We start from the raw sequence: 26706 nt of genomic DNA on the forward strand, positions 1-26706 counted from the left end.
GGAAAGAGAAATCGGAGGACAAGAGAGCGCCAAGGCCCTACCGCCCCCGAACGTCCGCTGTGCATGCAAGCTGCCTATTAAGGTGCGCTAACACAGATAGACACTCAAGATTCTCATCTATGCTGGCCTATGTCTGAGGCCAATCATGCTCTAAATACGGGGAGAGTTGACCCTGCGAAGTGGTCAACCCCATAAGACCGAGCCAAACAATGGTTCGAGGTTGAGTTGTAACCCAGCGAGCACGTTAAGAGCGAGCTGCCGCTCTGAGGGTGCACAAGCAGTGAGGGGGAGGAAGGAGCCGCAGGAGCGAGTTTGTCCTCCGATTTCAACCGCCAGGAGCGGTGGGAAAAAGAAATCGGAGGACAAGAGAGCACCAAGGCCCTGCCACCCCCGAACGTCCGCTGTGCACCACCCAAAAGGGTTTTCGTTTTTTTCGCAATTGGGTTACATCCCCCAACTTCGAGCCAAACAACATTTGAAAGGGGAGCATTCCCATGACTGATTCCATTACCTTTACTAATCCCATCCTGGAGCAGCGCGCTGATCCGTGGGTGTACCGTCATACAGACGGTTACTATTATTTCTCCGCTTCCGTACCAGCCTTTGACCGGATTGAGATCCGGCGAGCAGAGACGTTGGAAGAGTTAAGAAATGCTGAGCCGGTAACGGCTTGGACCAAGCGTGATACGGGGCCAATGAGTGCCAACATCTGGGCACCGGAGATTCATTTTATCGATGGCAAATGGTACATACACTATGCTGCGGCTCACACCAGTGAGACCAACGAAGGTCTGTTCGATCACCGTATGTATGTTCTGGAGAACGATTCCGCGAATCCACTCGAAGGAGAGTGGGTAGAAAAGGGACAGATACACACACGGTGGGAATCATTTGCGCTGGATGCAACAACCTTTGAACATAAGGGTATCCGCTATCTGGTCTGGGCACAGAAAGATCCTGATATTGTGGGCAACTCGAACCTGTACATTGCCGAAATGGAAAACCCGTGGACGCTACGCGGCGAACAGGTCATGATCTCTACGCCAGAGTACGATTGGGAGATCATCGGCTTTAAAGTCAATGAAGGAGCAGCCGTGATGCATCGGAATGGACGGTTGTTTATCGGCTACTCGGCAAGCGCGACCGATTACAATTATTGTATGGGTCTGCTCACCGCAGATGAAAATGCCGACTTGCTTGATCCGGCCAGCTGGGTGAAATCACCCGAGCCGGTGTTCCAGACTTGTGAAGCGAACGGCCAATACGGTCCGGGCCATAATAGCTTTACCGTGTCGCCGGATGGCAAGACCGATATTCTGATTTATCATGCGCGTAATTACAAAGACATCGAGGGTGATCCCTTGTATGATCCAAACCGTCACGCCCGTGCTCAAGTGATTCATTGGCGTGAAGATGGCACACCTGATTTCGGTGTTCCGGTTCCAGATGGAAAAGCAGTAGTAGAAGCAAAATAAGAGGTAGTGAAACCTTTCATACGAGAGTCCTTAGTTAGCGAGTGATGCTGATTAAGGGCTCTTCCGTATGTGAACGATAAGATAGAGCGGTCTGAACATATGTGTCTGGACATAAAAACAAAGCAACCACAACGATGATTTCTGCGTATGAGAAAGATACAGATTACGATGCAGAACCTATTAGGAGGATCACATATGGATTCACGCGAGACATTGGACAAGGAACTTGAACAGATTTTGAAATGGGAGAAACAACAGAAAGACTTGTTTATTTGGGAGAAACTCGGGCGTTTGCCCTTTGCGATGTTGGATAAAGTGATGCCTAAAGCGCTGAAACAAAAAATCGGAGATTCCCTGAACGACGTGGGTCAGTATGTGCAGAATGGAGGCAAGTTCCTCGTACAGAAGAAAAAAGTAGCCAAGCTGCTGCAAGAGGAAGCCGAGAGGTCCGGTTATTCCATGATGGATACGACCTACCGTCTGGAGCAGGATGCTGAAGCGGAGGGGACAGCGAAGATTCATAGTGTAGAGAATCTGCCACTTCAGGTACTGGACCAGGTGGCCGATAACATCACCGAGAGTCGAACGAAGTTTGCCGCGGCTCAGGGAGCAGCTACAGGTTTTGGTGGCATTGTAACCATTGCAGCAGATATTCCGATGGTGATGGGGCTTTCTCTGAAGGTACTTCAGGAGATGGCACTATGTTACGGGTATGATCCAGATGAACCGCTGGAGCGCATCTTTATTGTCAAATGTCTGCAATTCTCTTCCGCTGATATTGTAGGCAAGAAAGCGATTATTGAAGAACTCGCAGCTTACGATGATCCGGACAAGCCCATTGAAGTGGTATCGCAGATGCAGGGGTGGCGGGAAGTGTTTAACTCCTACAGTGAATCCTTTGGTTGGAAGAAGCTGTTCCAACTCGTGCCGATTGCCGGTATGGTGTTTGGTTCAGTGAGCAACAAAAATACAATTCGAGATGTAGCCGAAGCAGGCAAAATGTTGTACAAAAAACGGCTGATCCTTCAGCGTTTGAAGTAATATTACAGAAGAAGTAATATTAGAGAAGAATATTTATATTGAAAGAGATGAATTTGTTATGTTAAACAAACAGGGTTTCTATGATCTTTTGGATCGCAATAATATCGTTTACGAAAGTATTGAACATCCCGCAGTATACACGATGGAGGAAATATTCTCTTATCAGATTCCACATACAGAACGTATCGTTAAAAATCTGTTTCTGCGTGATGACAAGAAGCGCAACTATTATCTGGTGACGATTGCCGGAACGAAGTCAGTTGATTTGAGAAGTTTAAGCGAAAAGATACCTAGCCGCAAATTAAGTTTTGCCAGCGAGAAGGATTTGTTGGAATTCCTCGGATTGGAAAAAGGGCATGTCAATCCGATGGGGGTTCTCAATAATATTCAGAAAAACGTAACCGTAGTCTTTGACAAGGATTTAGTCGGTCAGAAAATCGGAATTCATCCCATGGAAAATACAGCGACGGTATTCCTTGATTTTGAAGATGTGAAGGAACTGATTACAGCTCATGGTAGCAGTGTTGTCTTGTGTGACGTGGAGTAATGCGGCTGAAGCTAAATATGAGAAAACAAATATAACAAAAGGGTTCCTGCCAGTCTGTGAATACAGAGTTGGCGAGAACCCTTTTGTTATGGTTCAAACATTTTATTTAGACTACAAATGTAGGTTACTCTTCACTACCATTTTCTTTCGCCCAGATATTCAGTAATTTATCGGATGGAAGCAGGAACGTGAATATCCCGAGCAGGGGCAGGAAGCTGCACATCTGCATTACCGGTGATACACCGAAGACATCAATCCAGTTACCCAGCACGAGTGCGCCCAGGCCTCCCATACCAAATGCCAGACCAGTAATTAGACCGGAAACCGTTCCGATTTTGCCCGGAATCAGCATTTGTGCATATACAACCGTAACCGAGAAGCTGGATAACATGATAAAACCAATAATGGTTAGTAGTACGCCTGTCCAGAACAGATTCGCATAGGGCAGCAACAGAGCCAGTGGAGCAGCTCCGGCCATGGACAGGAAGATCAGGTTACGTTTGCCGAATCGATCCGCCAGTGGGCCTCCGAAAAACGTACCCAGTGCTCCGGCAGCCAGGAACAAGAAGATATAGATCTGCGCGTCCTCTGTGGACAATCCAAAGGTATCTTTCAGATTAAACGCATAGAAGCTGCCGATGGAAGCGATATACCAGGAACGAACAAAGACAAGCAAGATTAATATCGTAATGGCGGCAGTAATCTTTTTGCGCAAAGCAGGATTGGGTGCACGACGTGCAGCAGCCTGTCTACGCAGATATCCTCCCGATTGCAGCATACGTCCATACCAACGGGCGATGTAGATCTGAACTGCAATTCCCATCGCAGCAATGCCTGTAAATCCAATGGCACCGAACAGTCCAAACGGGATAAAGATCCAACGTGTAAGCAATGGGGCAAGGGATTGCCCAGCGTTACCACCAACCTGGAAGATGGACTGTGCCAGTCCACGGCGTTGACCGGCAGCCATGTGTGATACACGCGAACCTTCCGGATGGAAAGCAGCGGAACCCAGACCGACAAAGATAACGGAAATCAGGACAGCCATATAACTGTCAGCGAAGGCCAACAGCAACATGCCGGTAAATGTGAAACCCATGCCAATGGGCAGGATAGATGGTGTCGGTTTTTTATCAGCAAACCAGCCTACGACAGGCTGCATAATGGAAGCGGTAAAGTTGATAGCAAAGGAAATCCATCCGATCTGAGTATACGTGAGATGCATAGAGTCTTTCAGAATCGGGAAAATGGCGGGAATAACCGACTGGATCGAATCATTGAACAGATGAACCAGACTGATCGCAATGAGTATCCGGTATACGGTGCTTTGAGCATCCAATCCGGGTGGGTTTTTCGAACGCGCTGTGGCGTCCTTGGTTAATGAGGTTTGTGTAGACATGTACAATTCTCCTTTGGTCGCGGTCACGAGGGATCAGCGCCTGATGTTGTATTCTATGCGTGTAAGCATATTGTTACATAATAGGATAGATTGATTGGACCGACAAGGGGAACAAGAGAAAACGTTGGCGAATTCAATAGATGTTTTTTATAGCCATTACATTTACAAAAGAAACGTATTACTTTAGCATCTACTGTAAGAAGACCCATATTTATGTGTAAGAAGGATAGAGGAGGGATGGATATGAAATCCTTGTCACCTTATGAATCCGCCAAACGTGAGTTGGTGATGACTATTTTGTATATGGCTGTAATAACGTTTCAGGCTGTCTATGTTGCACCGAAATCTCTATCTGCTGCTATCGTCATATTTATCATTTTTCAATCGATTGGTGTGCTGTGTTGAGACATTACGTCAAAAAAGTCAAAGAACTAAAGGAAGATCAATCTACTTGAATGCACTGCGATCCCATTGTATTGAGAGACTGAGTTTCTAAAGGTTTATACTAAAAAGCCGAACTCTGTTATATAAGTTGAACTAAAGATTATTTACACTGGCACTACGATGACAGAACAACCTTCCAATCGCTGTTATCCCCAGATTTTTTCCATTCCCTTTCCTAAAGGGAAAAATCCGGGGATAAAGGCGAACGCTTCGCTTTTTCAGGTTTTTTCTGTCCTCTCCGTTATCGTGTAAATGATTAATTCAGCTTATATAACTTAAGAAGTTCGGCTTTTGGCATTCTATGACTCTATTGTATACAGTATGGATGAACCTAAAGATTTAACGATTATCAATCGTCTCCGGATACATATCATGATTCATCATGCGGTGGTCGGCCATCTGCTCGTATTTTGTTCCCGGCTTACCGTAGTTCGTATACGGGTCAATGGAAATACCGCCGCGCGGTGTGAATTTGCCCCATACTTCGATGTAACGCGGGTCCATCAGCTTGATCAGATCGTTCATGATGATATTCACACAATCTTCGTGGAAATCACCATGGTTGCGGAAGCTGAACAGGTACAGCTTGAGTGATTTACTCTCGACCATTTTCACATCGGGAATGTAGCTGATATAGATCGTTGCAAAATCCGGCTGACCCGTAATCGGGCACAGGCTGGTGAACTCCGGGCAGTTGAATTTTACAAAATAATCGCGGTACGGATGTTTGTTATCAAAGCTCTCCAGGATGCCCGGATCATATTCAAACGTATATTTTACGTTCTGGTTACCCAGCAACGTCACATCTTGCATCTCATCAGGTTGTCTCATCGGTTATTAAACGCTCCTTGTTTCCGTCAAAGCCCGAAGCCTCGCGGTATATATGAATAGGCATTTTTGCCTGTTGAATTCTCTTTTTTGTCTGAGGACATTTCGTCCTCATCCTTACATCATGCCGCCCATTCCACCCATACTGCCCATCACACGCCGCGTTTGTTGCCCCATACCAGCGTATGAAGCTGTGGAAGCACACGAACATCATTCAGGTCATCGGAGGCGCTGACTTGGTCGATCAGCCACTCATAACGAGCAAGCAGTGAGGACGCCAGATCTGGCGTTTCAGCGGAAGTCACATCCGGGTTCCCGGTTTGTAAAAATAAATCCGTGCCCGGATACCGTGCATGTACACGGCGGGCATAGTCCAAGTCTGTCTCATCGAAGATCACGATCTTCAGACTGTGACTTCGTTCTACCGGACCAGCTGCCAGCCGTCCGATCAGATCATCCAGCACGGCCCAATCGGTGTCCATGCCGGAGCTGGGTGGCTTGGGCGAGACGGTGACTTCGTCAATGTCCGCCAGCCAAGGCTGCCAGCGAGAGCCCTGTGTCTCCACCGCGGTGCGGATGCCGTTCTCCCGCAGCAGGGCAACCAATCCGCCCAGCGAAGCGAGCAGGGCGGGATTACCGCCGGAGATGGTGACATGGGAGAAACGGGTGCCGCCAACGCGGCGCAATTCTTCCCATACGTCCTCTGGCGTAATCATTCGAATCTGGTCCTTGCCACTGCCGTCCCAGGTAAAGGCTGAGTCGCACCAGGAGCAGCGATAATCGCAGCCCGCGGTGCGAACAAACATCGTTTTTTGCCCGATGACCATGCCTTCGCCTTGAACCGTCGGTCCAAAAATCTCCATCACGGGAATACGAGCCTCTTTGCGAGATCCCGTCTCATTCACCGTATGCTTCTGGTGTGTCACACTACTCATGGATCATCCACTCCCGTCTCGCTTCCGCGTAACTGGTGGGTGTCTCGAAAAGTCGGACAAACTCCGTCCGCCCACCATCGGTCAGCCCGGCGTATGGTTCCGTCTGGAGCGCATGTTCCATTTGTTCGAACAGCCAAACGACCATATTTTCAGCCGTGGTATTCATTAAAGGAAGTGTCTCGTTGAGGTACTGATGATCCAGATATCCCTCAATCTGAGTTTTCCATATATCTTTGATATGTCCAAAATCAACCGTCAGCCCGGTTTCACCCGGATAACCGCTGATACCAAAAATAACTTTATACGTATGACCGTGCAGGTTCTTGCACTTGCCTTCATAACAATGCAGATGATGTGCTGCGTCAAAGGTGAATTCTTTGCTTACAAGCACACGTTTGCGGTGATAGCGCAGCTGGGTGGGCAGAATATCTTCTCCGATGCGTTGCAGATGCTCTACAATACGGAATGTTCCCGGCTCTCTCATCGTACATCCACTCCCGCCGATTCAGCAGTAGTACGTTGCTGTACATAGCGATCCAGTCCAGCTTTGCGCAGTTTGCAGGCAGGGCATTCTCCGCAGCCATCGCCGATCACGCCGTTATAACAGGTGAGGGTACGCTCGCGTACATAATCAAAGGCGCCGAGATCATCGGCCATCTTCCACGTTTGGGCTTTGTCCAGCCACATGAGCGGGGTGTGAATGACAAATGGATAGTCCATCGACAGGTTAAGCGTCACATTCATCGACTTTACAAATGAATCCCGGCAATCCGGGTATCCGCTGAAATCCGTCTCGCATACACCTGTAACCAGGTGACGAGCTCCTTTTTGCTTGGCCATAATGGCCGCAAAACTGAGGAATAACAGATTCCGTCCATCTACAAATGTACTCGGCAGTTCGCCTTCTTCATGGGTAATCTCCACATCCGTGCGAGTAAGCGCGTTGGGTGCAAGCTGATTTAACAGCCTCATATCAAGTACCGTTTGCTGTACGCCCAGATCACGAGCGATCTCGGCTGCACATTCAATCTCCAGCTTGTGGCGTTGACCGTAATCAAACGTAACAACCTCGACTTCGGCAAACTGTTGTTTGGCCCAGAACAGACACGTGGTACTATCCTGACCTCCGCTGAATACAACGACTGCTTTTTCTTCGTTCAACATAAAAAAACCTCTCTATCTTCTTGAGATCAAACCATGCACATAGGCATAGAGTGTCGGAAGAACAGAGAAGTTCATGAACTGGCATCCATCAAAAAACACACCTTCTCGATAACCGCTTCAAAAAAGCAGGCAAGAGTAAGTGTCCTTAGTTTTTTACGTACATGATTGCATGGTGACCGCAACGTGTACGCAAGACTTATACTGACCATCGCATGGTCAAGTCTTGTAGAGGGAGTTCGCGAACCTCTCCCATGCCACAGGCATGGATTTTCTTCTTCAATTGTCTGAACCATTATAACATGAAACAGTGTGGTGACCACCCCACTGGAGCATAGTGGCAGCTCATCGGTCGGTTCCATCCTATAACAGCTTACTTGATCAGTACATTACCGAAAGGGATCACTTCTTTCAGAATTCGTTTGAACAGTCCCTCATCGTTAAGATCCTGTTCCAAGCGGTGATTCTCACGTCCAGCCTGAAAGAGCACAGATCCATGTCCTGTCATCTTCCAATGATAATTCATATGCTGACTGGCAAGGTTGTTACCATATACGGTGAGTTCCAGATGTGCATTTTCGGGATAAGCAATAATGCTGCCAGCATCCACATAGAGCGGCGCTGTTGGGTGAAGTTCCTGTTGGCAGACCTGACCTTGAGTGAGCAATCCGATTTTGCCTTTGCCGGAAAATTTCATTTTCACTGCATCACGGGTGATCAGCATATTTTTGATTTTCTGAATTTTGGTATGCATGGTTACACCATCAGAGTAGAAGAACAGGTGGCGGAAGTCATAGAGCAGATCACTGTCCTCCGTGAGCTCCACTTCCTTCATGGTGAATCCGGGAGGCAGGGCAGCCACAAATTGGCAAGGTCCGGTGATTTCGGATTTAATCAGCTTTTTTTTGCGATATATGCCCGTGATATTCATGAATTTATCATTGCGATTCCCACTTGGACCGCGAAAGGCCACAATCTGCTGCGGATGCAAAATATGAAGGCGGTCATCTTTAATCAGTGAAAATGTGACGACTTGTCCTGCTCCGCCTGCTTCAGCATTGTTCAGGTGTATGTTCATGCAGTTGCTCCTGTTCTTTTATACTCGGCCTGAACGGCGACGCATTCCCCAGCGCATCACACGAATCAGAACAAAGTAACCCAATATGAGAGAAACGACAGTGATGATCGTCGTCTGAATTCGTTTGGTGGTAGCTGCTTTGGCATTCTGGTCGTCCTGTAATTTACTTACCATTTCAGTGAGTTTCTGGTTCTGAGCCAGCAGTTGTTCGTTCTGGGTCTTAAATGCTTCGACATTGGCCTGGGCTTGTCCCAACTGAGCAGATGTTTGATTTAATTGCTCCATTGTTTGCTTATAACTTTCCTGCAGAGCGTTCACTTCTCCGGGCAGTTCGGAGACTCGCTCCCATCCGCTGTATATATCCGTAAAAATATTGGCGCTGGCTGCACTTACTGTCGAAGCGATCGAAACGGTAAATAGAATGCATGTGGTGAATAACACCCGAATGAAATAACCCTGAATGGATTTTGGCATCGTTAACACCTCTTTCTTCGGTTAGATAGATCAATTGCCGAATTCGTCGTCTATTGTTGAAATACGGCTCTTACATTATACGTCAAAACCGGGACGATGGGTTCAAGATGATATCGTTTTATTACCCGAAATATTTAAAATGATTTAGGAACACGGCTGTTTAACTTACAGTTCTGTGGGGTAATAGAACGATAGGCAAGCACACCGGACCGTTTTACAGATCTTTTACTTCAGTTCCGGGTGCATGCTATTCACAAATGCGCAATTTAATGAATGATGCCAATATATCCGATTGAATATAAGATCGTGAACATGAAGGAGTAGAAAGATATGTACACAACAGATCAGAACACATCAACCAAAACAATTATGATCACTGTTAATGGAGAGCCAGTAGGCCGTAAGCTGGTCATTGACAGTGTCACCTATGCTCCGGTAACCGAAGCAGATAACACACGGTATTTACACAAAATGGGAATCGATCATCCTACTGTTTAATTTGGGACTTGTCATAGATAAGTGATTGAAAAGCTTGGCATAGCGCCAGGCTTTTTCGTCGTTTATTGTCGTATTGAGACGGATTTAGGGATATAAAACTAATATATTGGAAAAATTTAATGAGAACATGTGTTCCGTGACAATATAGTGTCCATTCACCCTGATAACTTAGAAGATAATACATATAAATCGGGGGAGAGACTACCAGTGAACTCAGTCTTTGAAGTATCTTATTCGTGGAATAAAGAGGCCATACCGACAGGGGGAGCCGACCCCGTATATATGATGGTAGAGTGGCGTAACGGTGCCCCTGCCAAAAGACTTAGGAAAATAGCACCCAAAATTGTATCAAGAGATTTGGAACTTTTGCTCAAACCGGAATATGGAGTACAGCTAAAAGGTATCTATGGATGTCGCTCCAAAGAAACGGATATTGGCTGGGTACTGAGGCTTGGCGATATGTACAAGGGGGAAAGCAAGCAAATTTTGCTTGAATTCGTCATGGGACCCCGTGCATCAGGAAAAGCTGCCGTATGTTCAGCCTATTGGAGCACAAGGAAGTTGAAACAAAGTCAACGTGTATTGTTACGAAGAGAACAGTTGTATATTCAGTACACCAGTCATCTGGGCATGTTGCGACAGCCCGAAGATCCCAAGGTGGAGAAAACGATCAAATTAAGTGAAACGGTGCCCTTGATCAAACAAGCCCTGCGCGCTTACGAAAGAGGACGGGTTCAAGAGGGAAACAATATGTTGCGTCGTCATGCAGATGCATTGTTAATTGAAGCTGCACGGAAACAGGATCTGGACTATTACGCGGAAGCCGAGATCGTCGAAAAGCTACGTTATCACTACGAGATCACGTTTACAACCGGATATCATGATCGTGAAAAAAAGATATTAGGGGAATAGGGTTGATTTCAAATGGTAACGGTTAGAGTGAGTCTACATATTTGAAGGTGAAGTTTAGGAGAAGGTCGAATGTATGTATCAATATCATATTAAACAATGGATGGAGTTGTATCAAATTTATTGAAACAACATCGTGGAGGGTCCGGCAAAATGACAGACCGACTAATCCGATTAATGCGCATTATAACGCTGGTACAGGCCAAGCCAGGTATTCTGGCACGTGAGCTTGCCGAGCGATGCGAGACGACGGAAAGGACGATATACCGCGACATGGAGGCCCTCAGTGCAATGCATATCCCGATCGCCAATATGGGACACGGGCAAGGGTACATGTTTATCAGCCAATTTGCCATGTATCCGCTAAATTGGTCTGATGAAGAAGCCCAAGCTTTCATGCATCTTGCTGAAGTTATGGAGAATATTCGTCCTTTGCTGAAACCTGCTTTTGAGAGCGCTTATGAGAAAGTGGTTGCTGCGAGTCAGAAAAACAAAACAGAACGAGTGGAATGGTCGGAGCATATTAGTAGTTTGTTTAAACTGGGGTTGCCTGCATGGCAAAATGAGAGAAATGATCCACAGAATCAATCTCTAATTCCCCTGCTTCAGGCTGGCATTTCACAGAACACCATTGAAGGGGAATATCTGTCTCAAGGTAAAAAAGGGATCGTACGCATAGATCCTTACTGTCTTATCCCTCGCGAGTACAGATTTGAACTGTTAGCATATTGTCACCTGTCGGAGAAACTTCGAATCTTTCAGGTAAGTCGGCTGCAGAGGATACGAATATTGCCACGCACGTTTCGCAAAGAGGATCATTTCATACAATCGCATTTCCGCATTCCTTGGGCATACGAGGGAAGTACGGAGTGGACAGCGTTCAAAATTCGATTTGCACCCCATGCTGTGGAGCGTGTGATGCAGGAGCAATTTTTTATGCGACCGATCCTAACCATTGAACCGGAAGGTAGCCTGTTATTTGAAGCCATATTAAGTGATGTTGACGAATTTCTCGTATGGATATCTAAATATGGACCTGATGCGGAAATCCTCGAACCGGAGATCTGCCGCATCAAGATGAAAGAACGTCTGAATGATTGGCAACAAATGTACAATAAAAGTTGAGATTAGAATGCCATCCATCCTAAGGCAAAACACGATTAAGTACTGTGCTTTGGACAGTTACTCTTTGGTTTTGAAAAGGCTTGCCAGATTGCCAAAAGGTGATTCTTTCTCTTCATCTTCTGTGGAGCTGGAATAGACAACCTTGGATGTAATGCCCTCATCATCGGCTGCACAGTTGTTTTCGAGCGTGAATCGGTCAAATTGATGCATAAATACCTTTGCTGTATTGATGGCATCATCCAAGGCACGGTGCTGGGTACCATCAAATTCGATTCCGCAGATTTCAAGAGCCTGAGCGAGTCCGAGTTGACGGAATTTGCCTTCTTTGCGGACGGTGCGGGACCACTGTTGCTGGAGATCGTTATGATTGGTGATCCAGGCCACATCAAGTTCATGGGTACGACAATGAGAGATCAGTTTGCTGCGGTCATCGGGTCCCCAGGAACACATGTAATAGGGGTCACTTCCCATCCAGGCAATGAATTGGTTCAGTGCTGCCGGGAAAAGAGGGGCTGCATCAATATCTTTCTGCGTGATACCTGTAAATTGAATCGTGTCAGTGGACAGCACGGACTTGTTGGAAGGACGAACATACGTATGGAACGTATCCGTTACGACCAATCCATCGGCACTTTCCGTAACTTTGACAGCACCGATATCAATAATTTCAGAAGAATAGCGAGTATTGCGGCTTACCGTGAATTCAAGATCATATATGATATATGGCATAGGACAAGCTCCTTTATCGATTAATACCTGTGATAGATTTCTATTTCTCTATATTACAGGGAACGTGCTGCCATGTCAGCCATCGCTAGAGAATTCATTATAGTCAGGATGAACGAAGAGTCAAAAAGTGGTCATTATAATGAGGAAAGTTAGGGACTTTCCTATATTTTGTTTGTATTTATGGTAACATAATAGTAGAATTTTCCGTCTTATTATCAAAACTTCCTAACACCGTTAAAGTGTTGGGGAGTTTTTTATTATGTATAGCATGCTCATGCAGGAAAGGAGAAAAGGTTAGTCGGTTGTTGGTATAACATAGGAAAACTAGTTCACGAGTTAGTATTATTGAATTTAAAGTACATATGGAGGTTTGTTTCTTTGATTAGTAGAAAATTGAAAATAACAGCAATTACAGCTAGTGTGTTTATTGTGTTAATTGGCGCTGCATATGGTGCATTCTATATCTGGAACAAAAATTATAAATTTAATAATAATTATGTATGGCAGCCTTTGGAGGACGTGCAATCTACACTAAACCTGAAAGATTCCTATAACGTGATTGTAGCTGGAACGGATCCGGAAGGTATTACTGCTGCCTTATCAGCTGCTCGTAATGGGATGCGTGTATTGCTGGTGGAAGCAAGAGATCGCAACATGTTGGGAGGATTGTTGACCGAGGGAGGCCTTAATACGCTGGATCTAAATTATTCCCCTGAACAACCGCAGTTATTGAGTAGTTTGCGGCAGCCTGACTTTTTGAACAAAGGCATTTTCCAGGAATGGTTTGACCAGATCGAGGGTAGTTCATTTGATACCAATACAGCGGCTAACATGTTCTATCGGATGGTTCGTTCCGAACCTAATATTGACCTGTTGATGAATGCTAAGGAATTAGTTCCCCTTACTGAACAATCTACGGGAGATCACACAACAATAACGGGTATGAGTATAACTAAAGAAGATGGAACAACTGTTCAGATCTCAACCCGCTCCATCATTGATGCAACGCAAGATGCGGATATTGCAGCCGCTGCAGGGGTTCCATATTCCATAGGCAGACAAGATATTGGAGATGGTAAATCCAAAATGGTCTCTACGCTTGTATTCAAGTTAAGCGGTGTTACTGATGAGGTATGGCAAAAATTCAGGGAAAGAGAGGGAACCGGGGTTGATAAGATGAGTGCTTGGGGGTACGGTGATGCTAGAAAATATGAATCCTCCAATCCACAACATATTAAGATTCGCAGTCTGAATATCGGAAGACAAAATGATGATACAATCTTGATTAATACAATGCAGATCTTTGGGGTAGATCCGTTAGATCCGATATCTGTGAAAAAAGGTCTGGAAATCGGGCGTAAAGAAGCCCCACTAATTGTTGATTTTCTGAAGAAAAATTATGATGAATTTGCAGGGTTACAATATGCTGGAACAGCAGACGAGCTTTACGTGAGGGAGTCACGTCATATCTATGGCGAGTACCGATTAACATTAGCTGATGTCATGGAAAATCGTGATCATTGGGATGCCATTGGATACGGTTCATACGATATTGATATTCAGAGCACGAGTGTTGGAAATCCCGGCACGATTATGTTGAGTCCGATTCAATATGGTGTACCCTTTCGCTCGCTTGTACCGCTAAAGGTTGACGGTTTGCTCGTCGTTGGACGTGCAGCAAGTTATGATACCATCCCACACGGTAGTGCAAGAGTTGTCCCACTGGGAATGGCAGAGGGAGAAGCAGCAGGAGCGGCGGTCAAGCTGGCATATATGCATAAGGAGTCCTTCCGCGAACTCTCAACTTCTGAAGAGCGAGCATCTGAACTACGTAAGATGCTGGAGAATCAGGGGATGGATCTGAAAGTACATCGTTTCGAGCAGCCTGATTATATGGAGCATAAGGATTACAGGGGATTATTGGCTGCAGCGAGTATGTATATGACTTCAGGCAATTATAATAACGATGGTTGGGAACTGGATAAAGGAATGAATCCAGAACGATTTTTAAGTAAATTGAAAAGAATGCAAGCGATGTTTCCAGAAGCCTACACAGGCAGTGCCGACCAAGCTCTAGCAAATATGGAGAATGCCTTAACCCTACCTTTAACGTTGGATCAGGCTGCGTATATGTTATGTCTGGCAATGGGATCTTCAGAAACGGAAACTTCACTTGAACAGGCACTTGCTCAATTGCAAACGCAAAACTTTATAAGTGACGACACGCTTGCTGGCATTGCTGACAAGAACAAACTTACCAATGGGGATGCGTTTATGCTCATTCGTGATGTAGTGGAGTATTATTCAGGAGTTGTATTCGACTAATTGGTTGACAATTACTTGTAAATGAACTAATGTGGTCAAAAATGAGAACAGCGTTATAACGAGGACATGATTGTGCAAGCCAGCTTCAACAGAGAGGGAACAGTGTGGTGCAAGGTTCCTGTAGCTGCTTCATAATTCCTACCTCGCGAGCTGCGGAAGAGAATGCCCATCCAGGGTTGCAACCTCCGCCGGCAGGGCCCGTTACGCCCCGTAGGACTGCAGGTCACAGATCGCATAGGTTGCGAACGGATTAATTTGCAGTTAAACAAGGGTGGTACCACGACACATTCGTCCCTTGACGGATGTGTCTTTTTGCTGTTTATGCGCCGTATTTTGATAACAAAAAAGGAAAATTAGGAGAGTGTTCAGATGCGTCAAAGTGAAATGCTTGTTCCAACCTTACGTGAAGCGCCAGCGGAGGCAGATGCGGCGGGACATCGCTGGTTACTGCGTTCCGGTATGATTCGTCAATTGGCGTCGGGAATTTACAGTTATCTGCCCCTCGGACGGCGGATATTGTTGAACGTTGAACGTATTGTTCGAGAAGAGATGGATCGTGCGGGGTGTCAGGAAGTATTGCTGCCGATTATGCAGCCTGCGGAGTTGTGGGAAGAATCCGGAAGGTACACACAGTATGGTCCTGAATTGATGCGTCTGAAGGATCGTCATGCACGGGAATTTGCTCTTGGACCAACACATGAGGAAGTCGTAACCGCTTTAGCACGGGATGAAGTGAACTCGTATCGGAAGTTGCCATTCACCCTGTACCAGATCGGAACCAAGTTCAGGGATGAACGTCGTCCTCGATTTGGATTGCTACGTGGACGTGAGTTCATCATGAAGGATGCGTACTCTTTTGCTTCGGACTGGGAAGAGCTTGATCGTACTTATCAGGCGATGAACACGGCGTATAGTCGCATTCTGGAGCGTTGTGGTCTGGACTATATCCGTGTTGAGGCGGACGCGGGAACGATTGGCGGTCAAGGTGAAACGCACGAGTTCATGGCTCTTGCTGACGTGGGTGAGGACACGATTGTAACCTGCAAACATTGTGGATATGCTGCAAATCTGGAGAAAGCGGATTATCAGACTTCTGGAGATATGGAGAAAACAGAAGGAAGCTTGGAAGTTCCAGCCGACTCTGCGAGTGCAGACTCCGCGCTTCAAGCGGATGAACATTCGGAAGCGGAAAACGTAGTACACATCTCGACACCTGGCGTTCGTACGATCGCTGAGTTAAGCACTTTTGTGGGCAAAGGTGCTGAACATATGATCAAAACGCTGCTTTATGTAGCGGATGGTCAGCTCGTCGCTGCGCTTGTGCGTGGAGATCATGAACTGAATGACATCGCATTGAAACAGGCGTTGGGGGCAGAGGAACTGATCCTTGCAGACGATGCAGCCATTGCGGCACATCCAAATCTGAAGGTAGGATTCCTGGGTCCGATTGGACTAAATCTGCCGATGGTGGTAGACGCTGACGTGTCAGTGATGAAGAGTGCAATTACAGGAGCCAATGAACTGGATGTACACGTTTCCGGCGTACGCCCAGGTATTGATTTTGCATTGGAGCGAGTAGAACGAATTCGCTTTGCTGCGGAAGGGGATACTTGTCCAACATGTGGATCACCACTTGTGTTTACCAAAGGTATTGAGGTTGGACATATTTTCAAATTGGGAACGAAATATAGTGATGCCATGGGTGCTTCATTCCTGGATCGTAATGGTCGCCAGTGTGCGCCAGTCATGGGATGTTACGGCATTGGCGTATCCCGCCTGATGGCTGCGATAGCCGAACAGTATGCAGGAGATGATGGCATAAAATGGCCTGTTGCTGTTGCGCCTTATAATGTGCATCTGATTACAGTAAGTTGGAAGGATGAGCAGCAGCGTCAGCTCACTCTCGAACTGGAACAACAATTGATCAATGGCGGATTCACTGTATTGGTTGATGATCGGGATGAACGTCCGGGTGTGAAATTCAAGGATGCGGAGCTGATCGGATTGCCTGTGCAGATCGTCATTGGCAGAGGAGCAGCAGAAGGACAGGTCGAACTGGGATCACACGCACTTGCAGCATCAGGTGAATCGAAACGAATCGGGTTAATGGCTCAGGAAGCTGTACGTTATGTGAAGGAACAGCTCACTTCCTAAATTCAGGGGATCTTCTAATTATATGAGTTCATATAATAGTACCGAATATGATGCGGTAGATGATTTTGATTGCTGAAATTCCAATCTGAGCATGAAAAAGAGGGCTATAGGCATGCAATTTGGCAGGATTTTATGAGTGATATCATACGAAATAACTATATTTGGATCTATGTATTTAGTATGCAAATGGTTTTATGATTTAGGATTTGAAGATGATCCTACTCAGGCGGATCTATGTGCAAGTATGCAATGTTGAGAAGACAGACATGTCGAAATTAAATGTACAATAACCGCATGAACACGGTCATTCCGGAGAGTTTTTATATAGTTCGGTGTCGAAGTTACATGATAAAGTTGGTCCGTAAAGGCTGCGCTGGGATTTATTTTTGCCTCAGATGATTGTCAGGATCAGCAGGATATGTCCACAGGAAATGTTGAAGTCTCTGATGTGGATGGATGTTTAAGAACTGACATACGAAAGGGTGTCCCCTTAACCAGTAATCTGGTTTGGGGGACACCCTTTTGGTATGACAAGATAGATTCGTTATGTTGTTGCGCCATATAAGCGATCATGCCTATATGCACTTTGCTTTGCTGAGCTTAAGAAGCTGCAGGCAATTTCAATTGTTGACCTGGATAAATCCAGTGTGGATTTTTGATATTATTCAGCTTCTGCAATGCCTGCCAAGTTGTGCCGTATTGTTTGGAGATAGAGTACAGGGAATCTCCGGATTTCACAACATGCAGTTTGGCTGGAGCTGGTTTACTTGGTGTTGGTTTAGACGGTTTTTCCGGTTTTGGTGTTTCTGGTTTTGGCTTGGTTGGAGCTGGTGTTTCTGTTACCGGAGTTTCCGGCTCTACTGCAGTTTTTTTCGCTTCACTGAATCGACCATCTGTTTTGATGTCTACAGCGCCAAGCTTTTGCATGTAGTTGATCAATGCTTCATCCAATGCGCCATACATACCCGTAGTTGGATATTTGGCAAACATGGTGTATTCGTCACCACCAACAGCTGTGAAATCATTGGTTGCCAGTGTATATGTTGCTTTCGGATCAAGGGCTTTATCGCCAACGGTTACGGAATGTACACGGCTACCTTCTGCAGCGGAAGTGTCGATTTTGAACTTGATTCCAGATACTTGCGGGAATCCACCGCTTGGTTCCGGGTAGGAAGCTACACCAACTTCAAGGGCTGCCAGAATATCAGACCCTTTCACTTCAAGGGTTACCACTTGATTACCAAAAGGAAGCACTGTGATAACATCACCTTTGGTTACGATACCCTTTTCAATGGAAGCACGGATACCACCACCGTTAGTCAGTGCAATATCAGCGTTGCTGACATCACGAATGGCATCTGCAAGCAGGTCACCCAGGTTGGTTTCACCTGCACGTACCTGTTCACGCTTACCATCCAGTAGAATGGCTGTGTTGGCTACTTCTTCTTTCAAAATAGGCTCTTGTTCTTTTTGAATGGAGTTCACGAGAGCTGCGACTTTCTCATTTGGTTTGATGTCTTTTGCTGCAGTTTCATCAATTAATGTTGCTTGTTTCTTCGTTACTTTACCACCATCTACCCACAGGTCGATGACACCTACGTAGTTAGTGTATTCTCCTGCACTTGCGATCAACGTTCCGTTATCGGACACAAGACCGTCCTGCAGTATGGTGTGGCTGTGACCATCAATGAATACATCGATGCCAGGAACTTCTTTAACGACTTTTAAACTAGTATCTGTGCTGGACGCATCTTGTCCAAGGTGTCCCAATACCACAACAACATCTACTTTGCTGCGGATCTCGTTCACTAGAACTTTAGCCTCTGCAGATGGGTCTGTAATATCTAGACCTGCTACGTTTTTCGGATTCGTTTTGTACATCGTTTCAGGTGTGGACAGGGCAATGATTCCAACCTTTACACCATCAATTTCTTCAATCAGGTAAGGATCGAAGAGACGAGTTCCGTCCTTTTTCTTCACGTTGGCACTAATCATTGGGAAATTCATCATGTCTGCCAGTTCGATCAAGCGATCCGAACCATAGTTGAATTCGTGGTTACCCGGTACGATGGCCTGGTAGCCCATTTCATTCATGACTTTCACGATGCTCTCACCATTCACGAGAGTGGCAAAAGTTGTACCATGTACAGCATCTCCAGCATCAAGCAGGAGCGTGTTTGGGTTTTCGCTGCGATATTTGTCAGCGATTCCAGCTACTTTGGCAAAACCCATAGCAGGTGAAGATTCAACTGCACGAGCATGCGTATCATTTGTATGTAGAATGGTAATGTGTTTGCCTGTGCCCGGAGTAGTATCCGTTGCAGCCGCGGCAATACCTACACTGCTAAACAGCAAACAGACCGTTAGCAGAAGTGAAACGTAATTCTTCCAGATTTTCATATGAATCCGAAACCTCCCCAATTAATAATCTACTTGAGCGTTTACACAGCTCACGTAGTATTTTAACAGACTATTATTAGGAAATCTCGCGAATTACGTAAAAATAGCTAACCTGAAAGTGACATGTGAAATCTGCTGTTGGATAATATAATCTTCGGAAGGAACATATGTTCTTAAAGAGTGTAAAAAAAATGCTGCGCTTCACGCGGCAGTCCGGTACGTAAACAAAATTTCTCCAAAGATTCATCCGGTTCAGGCATCACTCCGGAGGTTAGCAATTGAATGGCAAAACGATTGGCCTGTCTCTCCAGCTTGCCTGGAGCAAAATAGGAATGTTCTTCCAGAAAGAATCGATTGATTCCTTTATGAAGCCGATCATGACCAAGCTCATGTGCGCACACGAACCGCTGCCATTCCGGCGGCAAATCATTGTGTATGACGATAAACCTGCGCCGGAGCTTGCGAAAGTACAGTCCCTTGGTGGACTTCCCCAAATTGGTGAAACGAATCTGTATTCCAACCGCGCGGGCAATGCTGAACGGGCAGTTGGTCCGGTGTTTGCGAATCAGCTTTGTTACGATGTCATCCATATGATCTCACCTGCTGCTTCATTAAATTCAGTGGGTCATGCCTCATGGGCGATTGTCCGATTCGTCTGTCTTTTTGCGTTTGTTCATCTGTTTGGCTTCCCAGAACAGACCTGTCAGCACATCCTTGATTCGTTTCTTGTCCTCTTCATCGAGTGGAATGCCGTCAAACATCAGATCATCATCGTCTTCCAGCATCTTTTTGAAATCACGACGGTCTTTGTATGTAGCCCATTCCGGTACGTCCTGAAGTTCAGCAGCACTCCCTGGTTCAATATAACCGGCCTGCTTCATCATCTCTGTATAGGGCACCGAGAGTGCGTCTGAAATCTTGCGAATGGTCGCTGGTTTCGGCACACCCCGGACCCCATTCTCAATACGTGAAATCTGTGAGTTGCTTATTCCGGCTGCTTCGGCGAGCTGATTGATGCTGTATCCCTGCTGCTCGCGCAGTTGTTTCATATAAGGACCAAAAGCGTGCTCCACAATTATGCCAACTCCTTCGATTCGTACAAGTACTTGAATTAATATTAAGAAGAAACTTGAATGCGACAACTCCTAAACCCTCTGCGGGTGCGCCGTTCCGGATTCGGATCGTTCTTTTGATCGCTGTTATCCCCGGATTTCCTGTTTCCCTTTCCTAAAGGGTGAAATCCGTTGATAAAGGCGAACGCTTCGCTTCTTCAGAATCGATTCCGTCTCCTTCACTACGTATGCGCTTGATATGTACCTTAGCGGCATTAAGGAGAAGGGGAACTTCTTAATATTAAAAATCAAATGACTTATACGGAAGTTCATTAATTAAACAGTACTATAACGTATATATACCATTAGGTAAAGAGATATGAAACAATTATGCCAAAAGGCATAGGAAATGAGAGCGAAGGTTTTATTTTATCGTCAAAACGAACCAAAATGGAGGTTTACTCTGATCTCCAGAAAGTGGTATCCTCAAATAGAAATGCGAACACTATACGAACAAAATGTAAACTTGATACAGGTTAGAGTTTGGTGGAGTACCTTCCGAACAATGGAATTCTGCGAAATATAGGGATTTGGATTGATTCCAAAAGGCAACAGGGAAAATTGAAGAATTGTCGTTACTTTTTTGGAGAACTGGACAACTCTATGAATAAGAGTCTTTTGCTATCGTTCAAAAAAACGATGGCAAAGCAATATCATGTGAACGATAGAGTGATTGATATGAACTGAGAAATAAAAGTGCTACAGATGAGATGCTTGAATGTTTGAGTATATAAGTTGAACGGAAACGTAGAGGACAGAAATAACCTGAAGAAGCGGAGTTGAAAGTTTTCTGAAAGAAAGCTGCATCGGAAGCTTGTTCTATCATCAGAGTGAATATGCGAAGCTACTAGACTTTCATTCTATAGCGAATACTGAAGGAGGAAAATGATTATGGAATTGATGCTGCCCGAATTGGACCGACGCAAAACGCAAACAGCTGTTGAAGCTGCGCTGGAAAAATACCGAATTTATAAAACCATTGCATTTGAAGAACGAGAGGTTATGGTGACGGCAAGTTATGCCGAGCGTTTCCACGGTGCAACCAATGTGACGGGGGATTCCACGGCGAGAACGGCGATCTACAATGTGGACGTGCAGCGCGCGCGTCAGGCATACTGCGATACGATTGATTTTGTAGTGTCCCGGCTGAGTGAAAAGGAACGTGTACTCGTCTGTGAACGATATTTGAAAGACGATGATGTGTTTGACTATAAGGTGTATAACCATGTGTTTGATCCACCTGTCAGCAAGGATACGTATACGAAGATTCGTACACGTGCTTTCTACAAAATGGCGCTGGCTCTGTCAGATCGAGGTCTGATTAATATGGAACCTTTGTCTGTGTCTCGCAAAGAGCGTCAGAAGCTGGGCTGAGTGAGCGATTGAAGAAGTTGATCCTTTAATATCCAAGGTGGATTGGGTACAATAGTTGAACAAACCACAGTTGGCATTAGGTCGTGTCTGAAAACTCGCTGAAGTGCATCTTTTACCGCCTTTTCGTCCCCTGCTGCGTCACTTTCCCTTGACGTGCCCCGGCACGCCTGCGAAAAATTTCCTTGCTTGGAACGAAAATTCAGCAAAATCTGCCTCCTTCGGAGTTTCCAGACTCGCCCTACCCAAAGGAGAGAAGTCTGCCATGTCGGAAGAAGTCGGAATGCAGGAAATGGTCACATTGAAGACAATCGCGGAAACGCTCAATACGTCCAATGATCTGAACTTAATGCTGGATACCGTGGTCGGCAAATTACTGGAGTTGACCGGATTAACGGCAGGCTGGATGTTTCTGATTAATGAACGTGGAGAATATACCTGTGTTTCGGATTACAATCTGCCCCCGGCATTACTGCGTAAAGATAAGGAGCCCATGCGAACGGGGACCTGCTGGTGTGTGAACCGCTTTAAGGATGGTCAGCTCAATCATGCGGTCAACATCATTAACTGTAAACGGCTGGAGGATGCGGTGGAATTCCAATGGGGAGATACCCATAATATTACCCACCATGCAACCGTTCCGTTAAGGTCAGGTGAGAAGATGCTTGGCTTGCTCAACGTGGCTGCGCCAGCTAAGGAACATTTCAGCGACAGTGAACTGGCACTGTTACAGGGTGTGGCGTACCAGATTGGTAGTGCGATAGAGCGGATGAGATTGTATCGTGCGGAGCAGCGACGAGCTGATCTGTATGCCAAGCTGGGGGAGTTCAGCACGGCTTTGGGTCTTGCAGTGAACGAATGCAACAATTCGGGTGTTTTTTCTATAAAAGTTGTACAGTTGCTTGGGCAGCATTATGATTGGCCTTTCGCTACCATTATTCAGCAGAGAAATGGCGTATATACGGTGCAGGCAGCTTATACAGGTGGCATCGTTCAGACGTTACCTAGAGCGACTCTATCTTTGGAAGCAGAAAACCACATGAACCGAGTGATCAATAGTCATCGTGCTACATCTCTGTCTGCATTAGAGATTGCTGAGATATTTACTTTGTGCGAGCCTGACCAGGTTATGAATTCCCTTACCTTCGGAATTGCTGCTCCCCTTCCATACCATACGCCAGGGGAAACGGGAGTTCTGGTGATCGGAATAGGAACAGCAGGTCCTGCGCAGGCGGACCGTGAGGTGTTGGAGGCATTGGCCGAACATATTACGGCCTCATGGGAGAGTCTGAAGCTGGCGGAGAATCGCCGCGAACTTGCACGAATGGAAGAGAGAAACCGGTTGGCTCGCGATCTGCATGATTCGGTTAATCAGATTTTATTCTCACTATCATTAACGGCTAAAGGCGCGGAAAGTATGTTATCCGGCTCCGAGCAGCTGCACCCGGCAGCGGAAGCGATGAAGGATGTTCGAGCTTTGTCTCGGGAGGCTCTCAAGGAAATGCGCGCATTGATTATGCAGCTCCGTCCCGTGGGACTGGAAGCAGGGCTGCTCCATGCGCTACAGGAATACGGCACCAGCCAGGGTCTTCAAGTGGTGATGAATCGGACGGGAATGCGGTCTTTACCGCGTAATATAGAAGAAGCATTGTGGCGAATCGGACAGGAGGCATTGAATAACGTCCGCAAACATGCGGGTGTTTCAACTGCTGAGGTCATCCTCAAATTAAATGATCATGAAGTGATGCTCACCGTAACGGATCATGGAATAGGCGGTACGAACAGGCCAAAAGCCTCGTCTGGAAGCTCCCTTGGCCTGTCCATTATGAAGGAACGGGCTCAATCGCTCGGGGGCAACTTAGAGATAGTTAGCTCTTCCAGTAAGGGAACAACAGTAACGGCAGTCATTCCACTTCCGTTCGAATCTGTATAAAGTCTGGGGGAAGAAGAGATGCCAATTACCATTTTGCTCGCAGATGACCATGCGATGGTGAGACGAGGGCTGCACGTTTTTTTGACCACACAGCAAGACATGAAGGTTGTCGGTGAAGCATCGAACGGGCAGGAAGCACTGGAGCAGGCGGGAGTGTTGAAACCTGACGTGGTATTAATGGATCTGCATATGCCGGTCATGGACGGAATTGAAACAGCCAGACGGTTGCGTGCATTAATGCCAGCAACGCGAATCATTGTGCTCACATCGTTTTCGGATCAGGATCATGTGGTTCCTGCTGTACGTGCAGGGGTGAAGGGGTATCTACTCAAGGATATTGAACCGGAGGATCTGGCTGTGGCCATTCGCAATGTGCATGCAGGTCAGGTAGAATTGCATCCCGCCGCAGCAGGTCAATTGATGCATGTGATGGCTTCATCCGATTGGTCTATAAATGAACAGCAACCACAGGATATACAGACAGATCAGTCAGCAGACAGTCAACTCCAAGAGCTGAAGCAGGTTGGGAAATCAAATGAAACATCCCTTAGTGGTCCGGATATGCTCACTCGCCGTGAACAAGAAGTATTGGGGCTGATCGCTCAAGGATTGAGCAACAAGGAAATTGCAGTTCAATTGGTCATCACCGAAAAAACGGTCAAAACACATGTCAGTCATCTGCTCGACAAACTCGGACTGGCGGATCGGACACAAGCAGCTCTTCATGCCGTAAGAAATGGCTGGGTCGTCTGACCAATTCCGACATATGTTCATACTTAAGTCGTATAAACTCAACCTAAAGGTTGAGTTTTTTGGTATTTCAAGTTAAGTCTATCTACTGACGATTTGGATGCCAAAGAAAGGTAAGATAAGAGTAGAAATAACAGATCGGTTGAAACATGAGCGTTTGAATTATTAAAAAACCAAGGAGAGTGACATGAATGAATATTGTTATCTTGGCAGGCAGCAATCGGAACAATGCAACCAGTACACGTCTGGGAGAGTATGCTGTGGAGATTATTCGAGGTCAGGGACATCAGGCCAGCCTGTTTGATCTGTATCAGACGCCACTTCCATTCTACGCGCCAGATGAAAAACAAGCGGATCATGAACATCTGGCAGACCTGAATACACGTATGCTCGCGGCTGATGCAATCATCCTGTCTACACCAGAGTATCACGGCAGTATTAGCGGTGTGCTCAAAAATGCACTGGATCACCTGAGTCAGGCTCATTTCAGCGGCAAGCCCGTCCTGTCCATCAGCTCCTCTGGCGGAGCGGTGGGGGTAAGTTCGCTTTTACAACTGCAAGCGATTGTTCGCAATCTGCATGGCATCAATGCCCAAGAGTGGATTTCGATTGGTGGTGCGCAGCGCAGACGATTCGAAGCGACATTTGACGGATACGAGGAGTACGAAGGCAGTCAGGATATAGAGGACCGGGTGCAGCGGGTTATTGGATCGTTTTTAAATCTGGCCCAGACGTTAACGAATGCGCGGAATTCTACCATGAGTTGAGAACCATGGAAGATGAAAAATCGGAAAAGGAAAAGAGGTTGAGCATGATGATTACAGGCATATTTGAAACACATCTAAACGTGACGGATCTGGAGAGATCCCATCATTTCTATGAAACGGTCCTGGGTTTACCTCATGCCTACGGGCAGAAAGAACGTGGAAACTCCTTCTACTGGATAGGTGGAAAAGGCAATGCCATGCTGGGATTATGGCAAAAGGAACCTTCCGAGGTGCAACGTCAGCACTTTGCTTTTCATGTATCTCTGGAGGATATGAAACATGCGGTTGCTCACTTGGAGAACAAAGGGATCAAGACACAGAACTTCCTGGATGATAATATCGGTGAACTGTACGTCTTCGGCTGGATGCCCGCAGTATCTGTATATTTTAACGATCCAGATGGTCATTCGCTTGAATTCATCTCCATGCTCCCGGATGAAACGAAGCCTGAGCTTGGCATGGTGCCATGGAGTCAGTGGGAGGAGATGCAGGAGAAGAACATATGATGATTGAAGAATTACAGTTATATACAACGCGGCTGGAGGACCTCAAGCATTTTTATCGTGATACGTTGGGAATGGAGGTGTCCAATGCGACAGATCAGGCCTTCAACCTGGAGGTTGGAGGGACAAAGATGATTTTCAAACCGTGTGAAACAGATCATGAGCCCTTTTATCATGTGGCATGGTTGATTCCAACAAATCGGTTCAAGGAAGCGAAGCAGTGGGCCGCATCACGTGTTGTTTTAAGTAGGGAAGAACATCGGGATGAGACATACTCTGCTAATTGGGACTCTCATTCTCTCTATTTTGAAGATCCGGCAGGCAATATTATCGAGTTGATTGCTCATCATCGTATTCAGAACGAGAGTGACCATGACTTCTCTACTAAAAATATATTACAGGTGTGTGAGGTTGGCCTGGTGACGGATGATGTTCTGGCTGCGGTGAATGAGCTTCAGCAGATTGGAATCACGCGATGGGGTGAGGTTAGTGATACCTTTGCTCCTGTAGGAGATGTACATGGTTTATTTATTGTGGTGAAGAAGGATCGGACGTGGTTTTTCTCCAAGCAAAAAGCAGAGATCTATCCGCTGGAAGTATCCATTCGTGGCGTGGGCAAGCTTCAAATTGGCTAAACTTTGCATTCCGGGGCAAAACGGGCATATGTGGAGCATTTCCATCATGTTATAGAAGTAAACGCTTTATTTATTCCAGGGTAGTTTCTCTGATGGGCTTACATTTGATGAAG

26 protein-coding genes are annotated in these 26706 nt (G+C 46.1%); 15 read left to right on the forward strand and 11 right to left on the reverse strand.

Going from position 1 to position 26706, the window contains the following annotated elements; translation table 11 throughout:
* Positions 1-494: 494 nt before the first annotated feature.
* The 3 genes from AC4E8D_RS06175 to AC4E8D_RS06185 all read left to right on the forward strand — a co-directional run bounded on the left by AC4E8D_RS06175 (position 495) and on the right by AC4E8D_RS06185 (position 3063).
* A complete protein-coding gene (locus tag AC4E8D_RS06175; protein WP_490205978.1) occupies positions 495-1475 on the forward strand; it encodes a glycoside hydrolase family 43 protein in 981 nt (326 codons plus the stop codon).
* A gap of 195 nt (positions 1476-1670) precedes the next feature.
* The gene (locus tag AC4E8D_RS06180; protein WP_490205979.1) at positions 1671-2516 is read left to right on the forward strand and encodes an EcsC family protein; all 846 of its coding nucleotides are present in this window, start codon (positions 1671-1673) and stop codon (positions 2514-2516) included.
* A 58-nt stretch (positions 2517-2574) separates the two neighbouring features.
* Complete coding sequence (locus tag AC4E8D_RS06185; protein ID WP_490205980.1) at positions 2575-3063, forward strand: prolyl-tRNA synthetase associated domain-containing protein; 489 nt, start codon at positions 2575-2577, stop codon at positions 3061-3063.
* Between the two features lie 124 nt (positions 3064-3187).
* Here AC4E8D_RS06185 and AC4E8D_RS06190 read toward each other — a convergent pair whose 3' ends face one another.
* Positions 3188-4462: an MFS transporter gene (locus AC4E8D_RS06190; protein WP_176872761.1), complete on the reverse strand. Its 1275-nt coding sequence runs from the start codon at positions 4460-4462 to the stop codon at positions 3188-3190.
* 243 nt (positions 4463-4705) lie between these two features.
* Between AC4E8D_RS06190 and AC4E8D_RS06195 the strand changes: the two genes are divergently transcribed.
* Positions 4706-4867 carry a hypothetical protein gene (locus AC4E8D_RS06195; RefSeq protein ID WP_490205981.1) on the forward strand — a complete coding sequence of 54 codons (162 nt, stop codon included), beginning with the start codon at positions 4706-4708 and terminating at the stop codon, positions 4865-4867.
* Between the two features lie 378 nt (positions 4868-5245).
* On the opposite strand, the gene queF is transcribed toward AC4E8D_RS06195, so the two are convergent.
* The 6 genes from queF to AC4E8D_RS06225 form a co-directional block, all read right to left on the reverse strand.
* Entirely contained in the window at positions 5246-5737 is a 492-nt protein-coding gene (queF, locus tag AC4E8D_RS06200; RefSeq protein WP_076319044.1) for a preQ(1) synthase, read from the reverse strand.
* Positions 5738-5886: 149 nt separating this feature from the next.
* A complete protein-coding gene (queE, locus tag AC4E8D_RS06205; RefSeq protein WP_221819063.1) occupies positions 5887-6669 on the reverse strand; it encodes a 7-carboxy-7-deazaguanine synthase QueE in 783 nt (260 codons plus the stop codon).
* On the reverse strand, positions 6662-7153 hold the full coding sequence (gene queD / locus AC4E8D_RS06210) for a 6-carboxytetrahydropterin synthase QueD (protein ID WP_100530025.1): 492 nt from the start codon (positions 7151-7153) through the stop codon (positions 6662-6664). Before queD ends, queE begins: the two co-directional genes overlap by 8 nt.
* Positions 7150-7830, reverse strand: coding sequence for a 7-cyano-7-deazaguanine synthase QueC (gene queC, locus AC4E8D_RS06215; RefSeq protein ID WP_221819320.1), 681 nt, complete (start codon positions 7828-7830; stop codon positions 7150-7152). The genes queD and queC overlap by 4 nt, the downstream gene beginning before the upstream one ends.
* Before the next feature lie 373 nt (positions 7831-8203).
* Positions 8204-8908 carry an AIM24 family protein gene (locus AC4E8D_RS06220; RefSeq protein ID WP_076209556.1) on the reverse strand — a complete coding sequence of 235 codons (705 nt, stop codon included), beginning with the start codon at positions 8906-8908 and terminating at the stop codon, positions 8204-8206.
* Between the two features lie 18 nt (positions 8909-8926).
* Positions 8927-9382, reverse strand: a complete 456-nt coding sequence (locus tag AC4E8D_RS06225) for a hypothetical protein (RefSeq protein ID WP_036611459.1) — start codon at positions 9380-9382, stop codon at positions 8927-8929.
* A gap of 330 nt (positions 9383-9712) precedes the next feature.
* On the opposite strand from AC4E8D_RS06225, the gene AC4E8D_RS06230 reads away from it, so the two are divergent.
* The 3 genes from AC4E8D_RS06230 to AC4E8D_RS06240 all read left to right on the forward strand — a co-directional run bounded on the left by AC4E8D_RS06230 (position 9713) and on the right by AC4E8D_RS06240 (position 11914).
* Positions 9713-9880 (forward strand): hypothetical protein, encoded by a 168-nt coding sequence (locus tag AC4E8D_RS06230; protein WP_221819065.1) that lies wholly within the window; start codon positions 9713-9715, stop codon positions 9878-9880.
* Positions 9881-10087: 207 nt separating this feature from the next.
* Positions 10088-10792 carry a hypothetical protein gene (locus AC4E8D_RS06235; protein ID WP_221819066.1) on the forward strand — a complete coding sequence of 235 codons (705 nt, stop codon included), beginning with the start codon at positions 10088-10090 and terminating at the stop codon, positions 10790-10792.
* A gap of 150 nt (positions 10793-10942) precedes the next feature.
* The gene (locus AC4E8D_RS06240) at positions 10943-11914 is read left to right on the forward strand and encodes a helix-turn-helix transcriptional regulator (RefSeq protein ID WP_490205982.1); all 972 of its coding nucleotides are present in this window, start codon (positions 10943-10945) and stop codon (positions 11912-11914) included.
* Between the two features lie 57 nt (positions 11915-11971).
* On the opposite strand, the gene AC4E8D_RS06245 is transcribed toward AC4E8D_RS06240, so the two are convergent.
* Positions 11972-12643 (reverse strand): 3'-5' exonuclease, encoded by a 672-nt coding sequence (locus tag AC4E8D_RS06245; RefSeq protein ID WP_221819067.1) that lies wholly within the window; start codon positions 12641-12643, stop codon positions 11972-11974.
* Between the two features lie 378 nt (positions 12644-13021).
* On the opposite strand from AC4E8D_RS06245, the gene AC4E8D_RS06250 reads away from it, so the two are divergent.
* On the forward strand, positions 13022-14968 hold the full coding sequence (locus AC4E8D_RS06250) for an FAD-dependent oxidoreductase (RefSeq protein ID WP_260632574.1): 1947 nt from the start codon (positions 13022-13024) through the stop codon (positions 14966-14968).
* 369 nt (positions 14969-15337) lie between these two features.
* The gene (locus tag AC4E8D_RS06255; RefSeq protein ID WP_339182597.1) at positions 15338-17122 is read left to right on the forward strand and encodes a proline--tRNA ligase; all 1785 of its coding nucleotides are present in this window, start codon (positions 15338-15340) and stop codon (positions 17120-17122) included.
* A 600-nt stretch (positions 17123-17722) separates the two neighbouring features.
* Here the strand turns inward: AC4E8D_RS06255 and AC4E8D_RS06260 are convergent.
* The 3 genes from AC4E8D_RS06260 to AC4E8D_RS06270 all read right to left on the reverse strand — a co-directional run bounded on the left by AC4E8D_RS06260 (position 17723) and on the right by AC4E8D_RS06270 (position 20598).
* A complete protein-coding gene (locus AC4E8D_RS06260) occupies positions 17723-19522 on the reverse strand; it encodes a 5'-nucleotidase C-terminal domain-containing protein (protein WP_221819069.1) in 1800 nt (599 codons plus the stop codon).
* A gap of 173 nt (positions 19523-19695) precedes the next feature.
* Positions 19696-20112, reverse strand: coding sequence for an ImmA/IrrE family metallo-endopeptidase (locus AC4E8D_RS06265; protein ID WP_017690190.1), 417 nt, complete (start codon positions 20110-20112; stop codon positions 19696-19698).
* Positions 20113-20154: 42 nt separating this feature from the next.
* Positions 20155-20598, reverse strand: coding sequence for a helix-turn-helix domain-containing protein (locus tag AC4E8D_RS06270; protein ID WP_082219000.1), 444 nt, complete (start codon positions 20596-20598; stop codon positions 20155-20157).
* 927 nt (positions 20599-21525) lie between these two features.
* On the opposite strand from AC4E8D_RS06270, the gene AC4E8D_RS06275 reads away from it, so the two are divergent.
* From AC4E8D_RS06275 to AC4E8D_RS06300, 6 genes are all read left to right on the forward strand, one after another.
* Positions 21526-22008, forward strand: coding sequence for an ArpU family phage packaging/lysis transcriptional regulator (locus tag AC4E8D_RS06275; RefSeq protein WP_017690187.1), 483 nt, complete (start codon positions 21526-21528; stop codon positions 22006-22008).
* A gap of 262 nt (positions 22009-22270) precedes the next feature.
* Positions 22271-23938, forward strand: coding sequence for a GAF domain-containing sensor histidine kinase (locus tag AC4E8D_RS06280; protein ID WP_339307218.1), 1668 nt, complete (start codon positions 22271-22273; stop codon positions 23936-23938).
* A gap of 18 nt (positions 23939-23956) precedes the next feature.
* Positions 23957-24691 carry a response regulator gene (locus AC4E8D_RS06285; protein ID WP_221819070.1) on the forward strand — a complete coding sequence of 245 codons (735 nt, stop codon included), beginning with the start codon at positions 23957-23959 and terminating at the stop codon, positions 24689-24691.
* A 188-nt stretch (positions 24692-24879) separates the two neighbouring features.
* Entirely contained in the window at positions 24880-25455 is a 576-nt protein-coding gene (locus AC4E8D_RS06290; RefSeq protein WP_036611439.1) for an NADPH-dependent FMN reductase, read from the forward strand.
* 5 nt (positions 25456-25460) lie between these two features.
* Positions 25461-25961, forward strand: coding sequence for a VOC family protein (locus tag AC4E8D_RS06295; protein ID WP_260632576.1), 501 nt, complete (start codon positions 25461-25463; stop codon positions 25959-25961).
* Positions 25958-26593 (forward strand): VOC family protein, encoded by a 636-nt coding sequence (locus AC4E8D_RS06300; RefSeq protein WP_221819071.1) that lies wholly within the window; start codon positions 25958-25960, stop codon positions 26591-26593. The genes AC4E8D_RS06295 and AC4E8D_RS06300 overlap by 4 nt, the downstream gene beginning before the upstream one ends.
* Positions 26594-26706 lie beyond the last annotated feature (113 nt).

The organism is Paenibacillus sp. SRL342 (assembly GCF_984798905.1).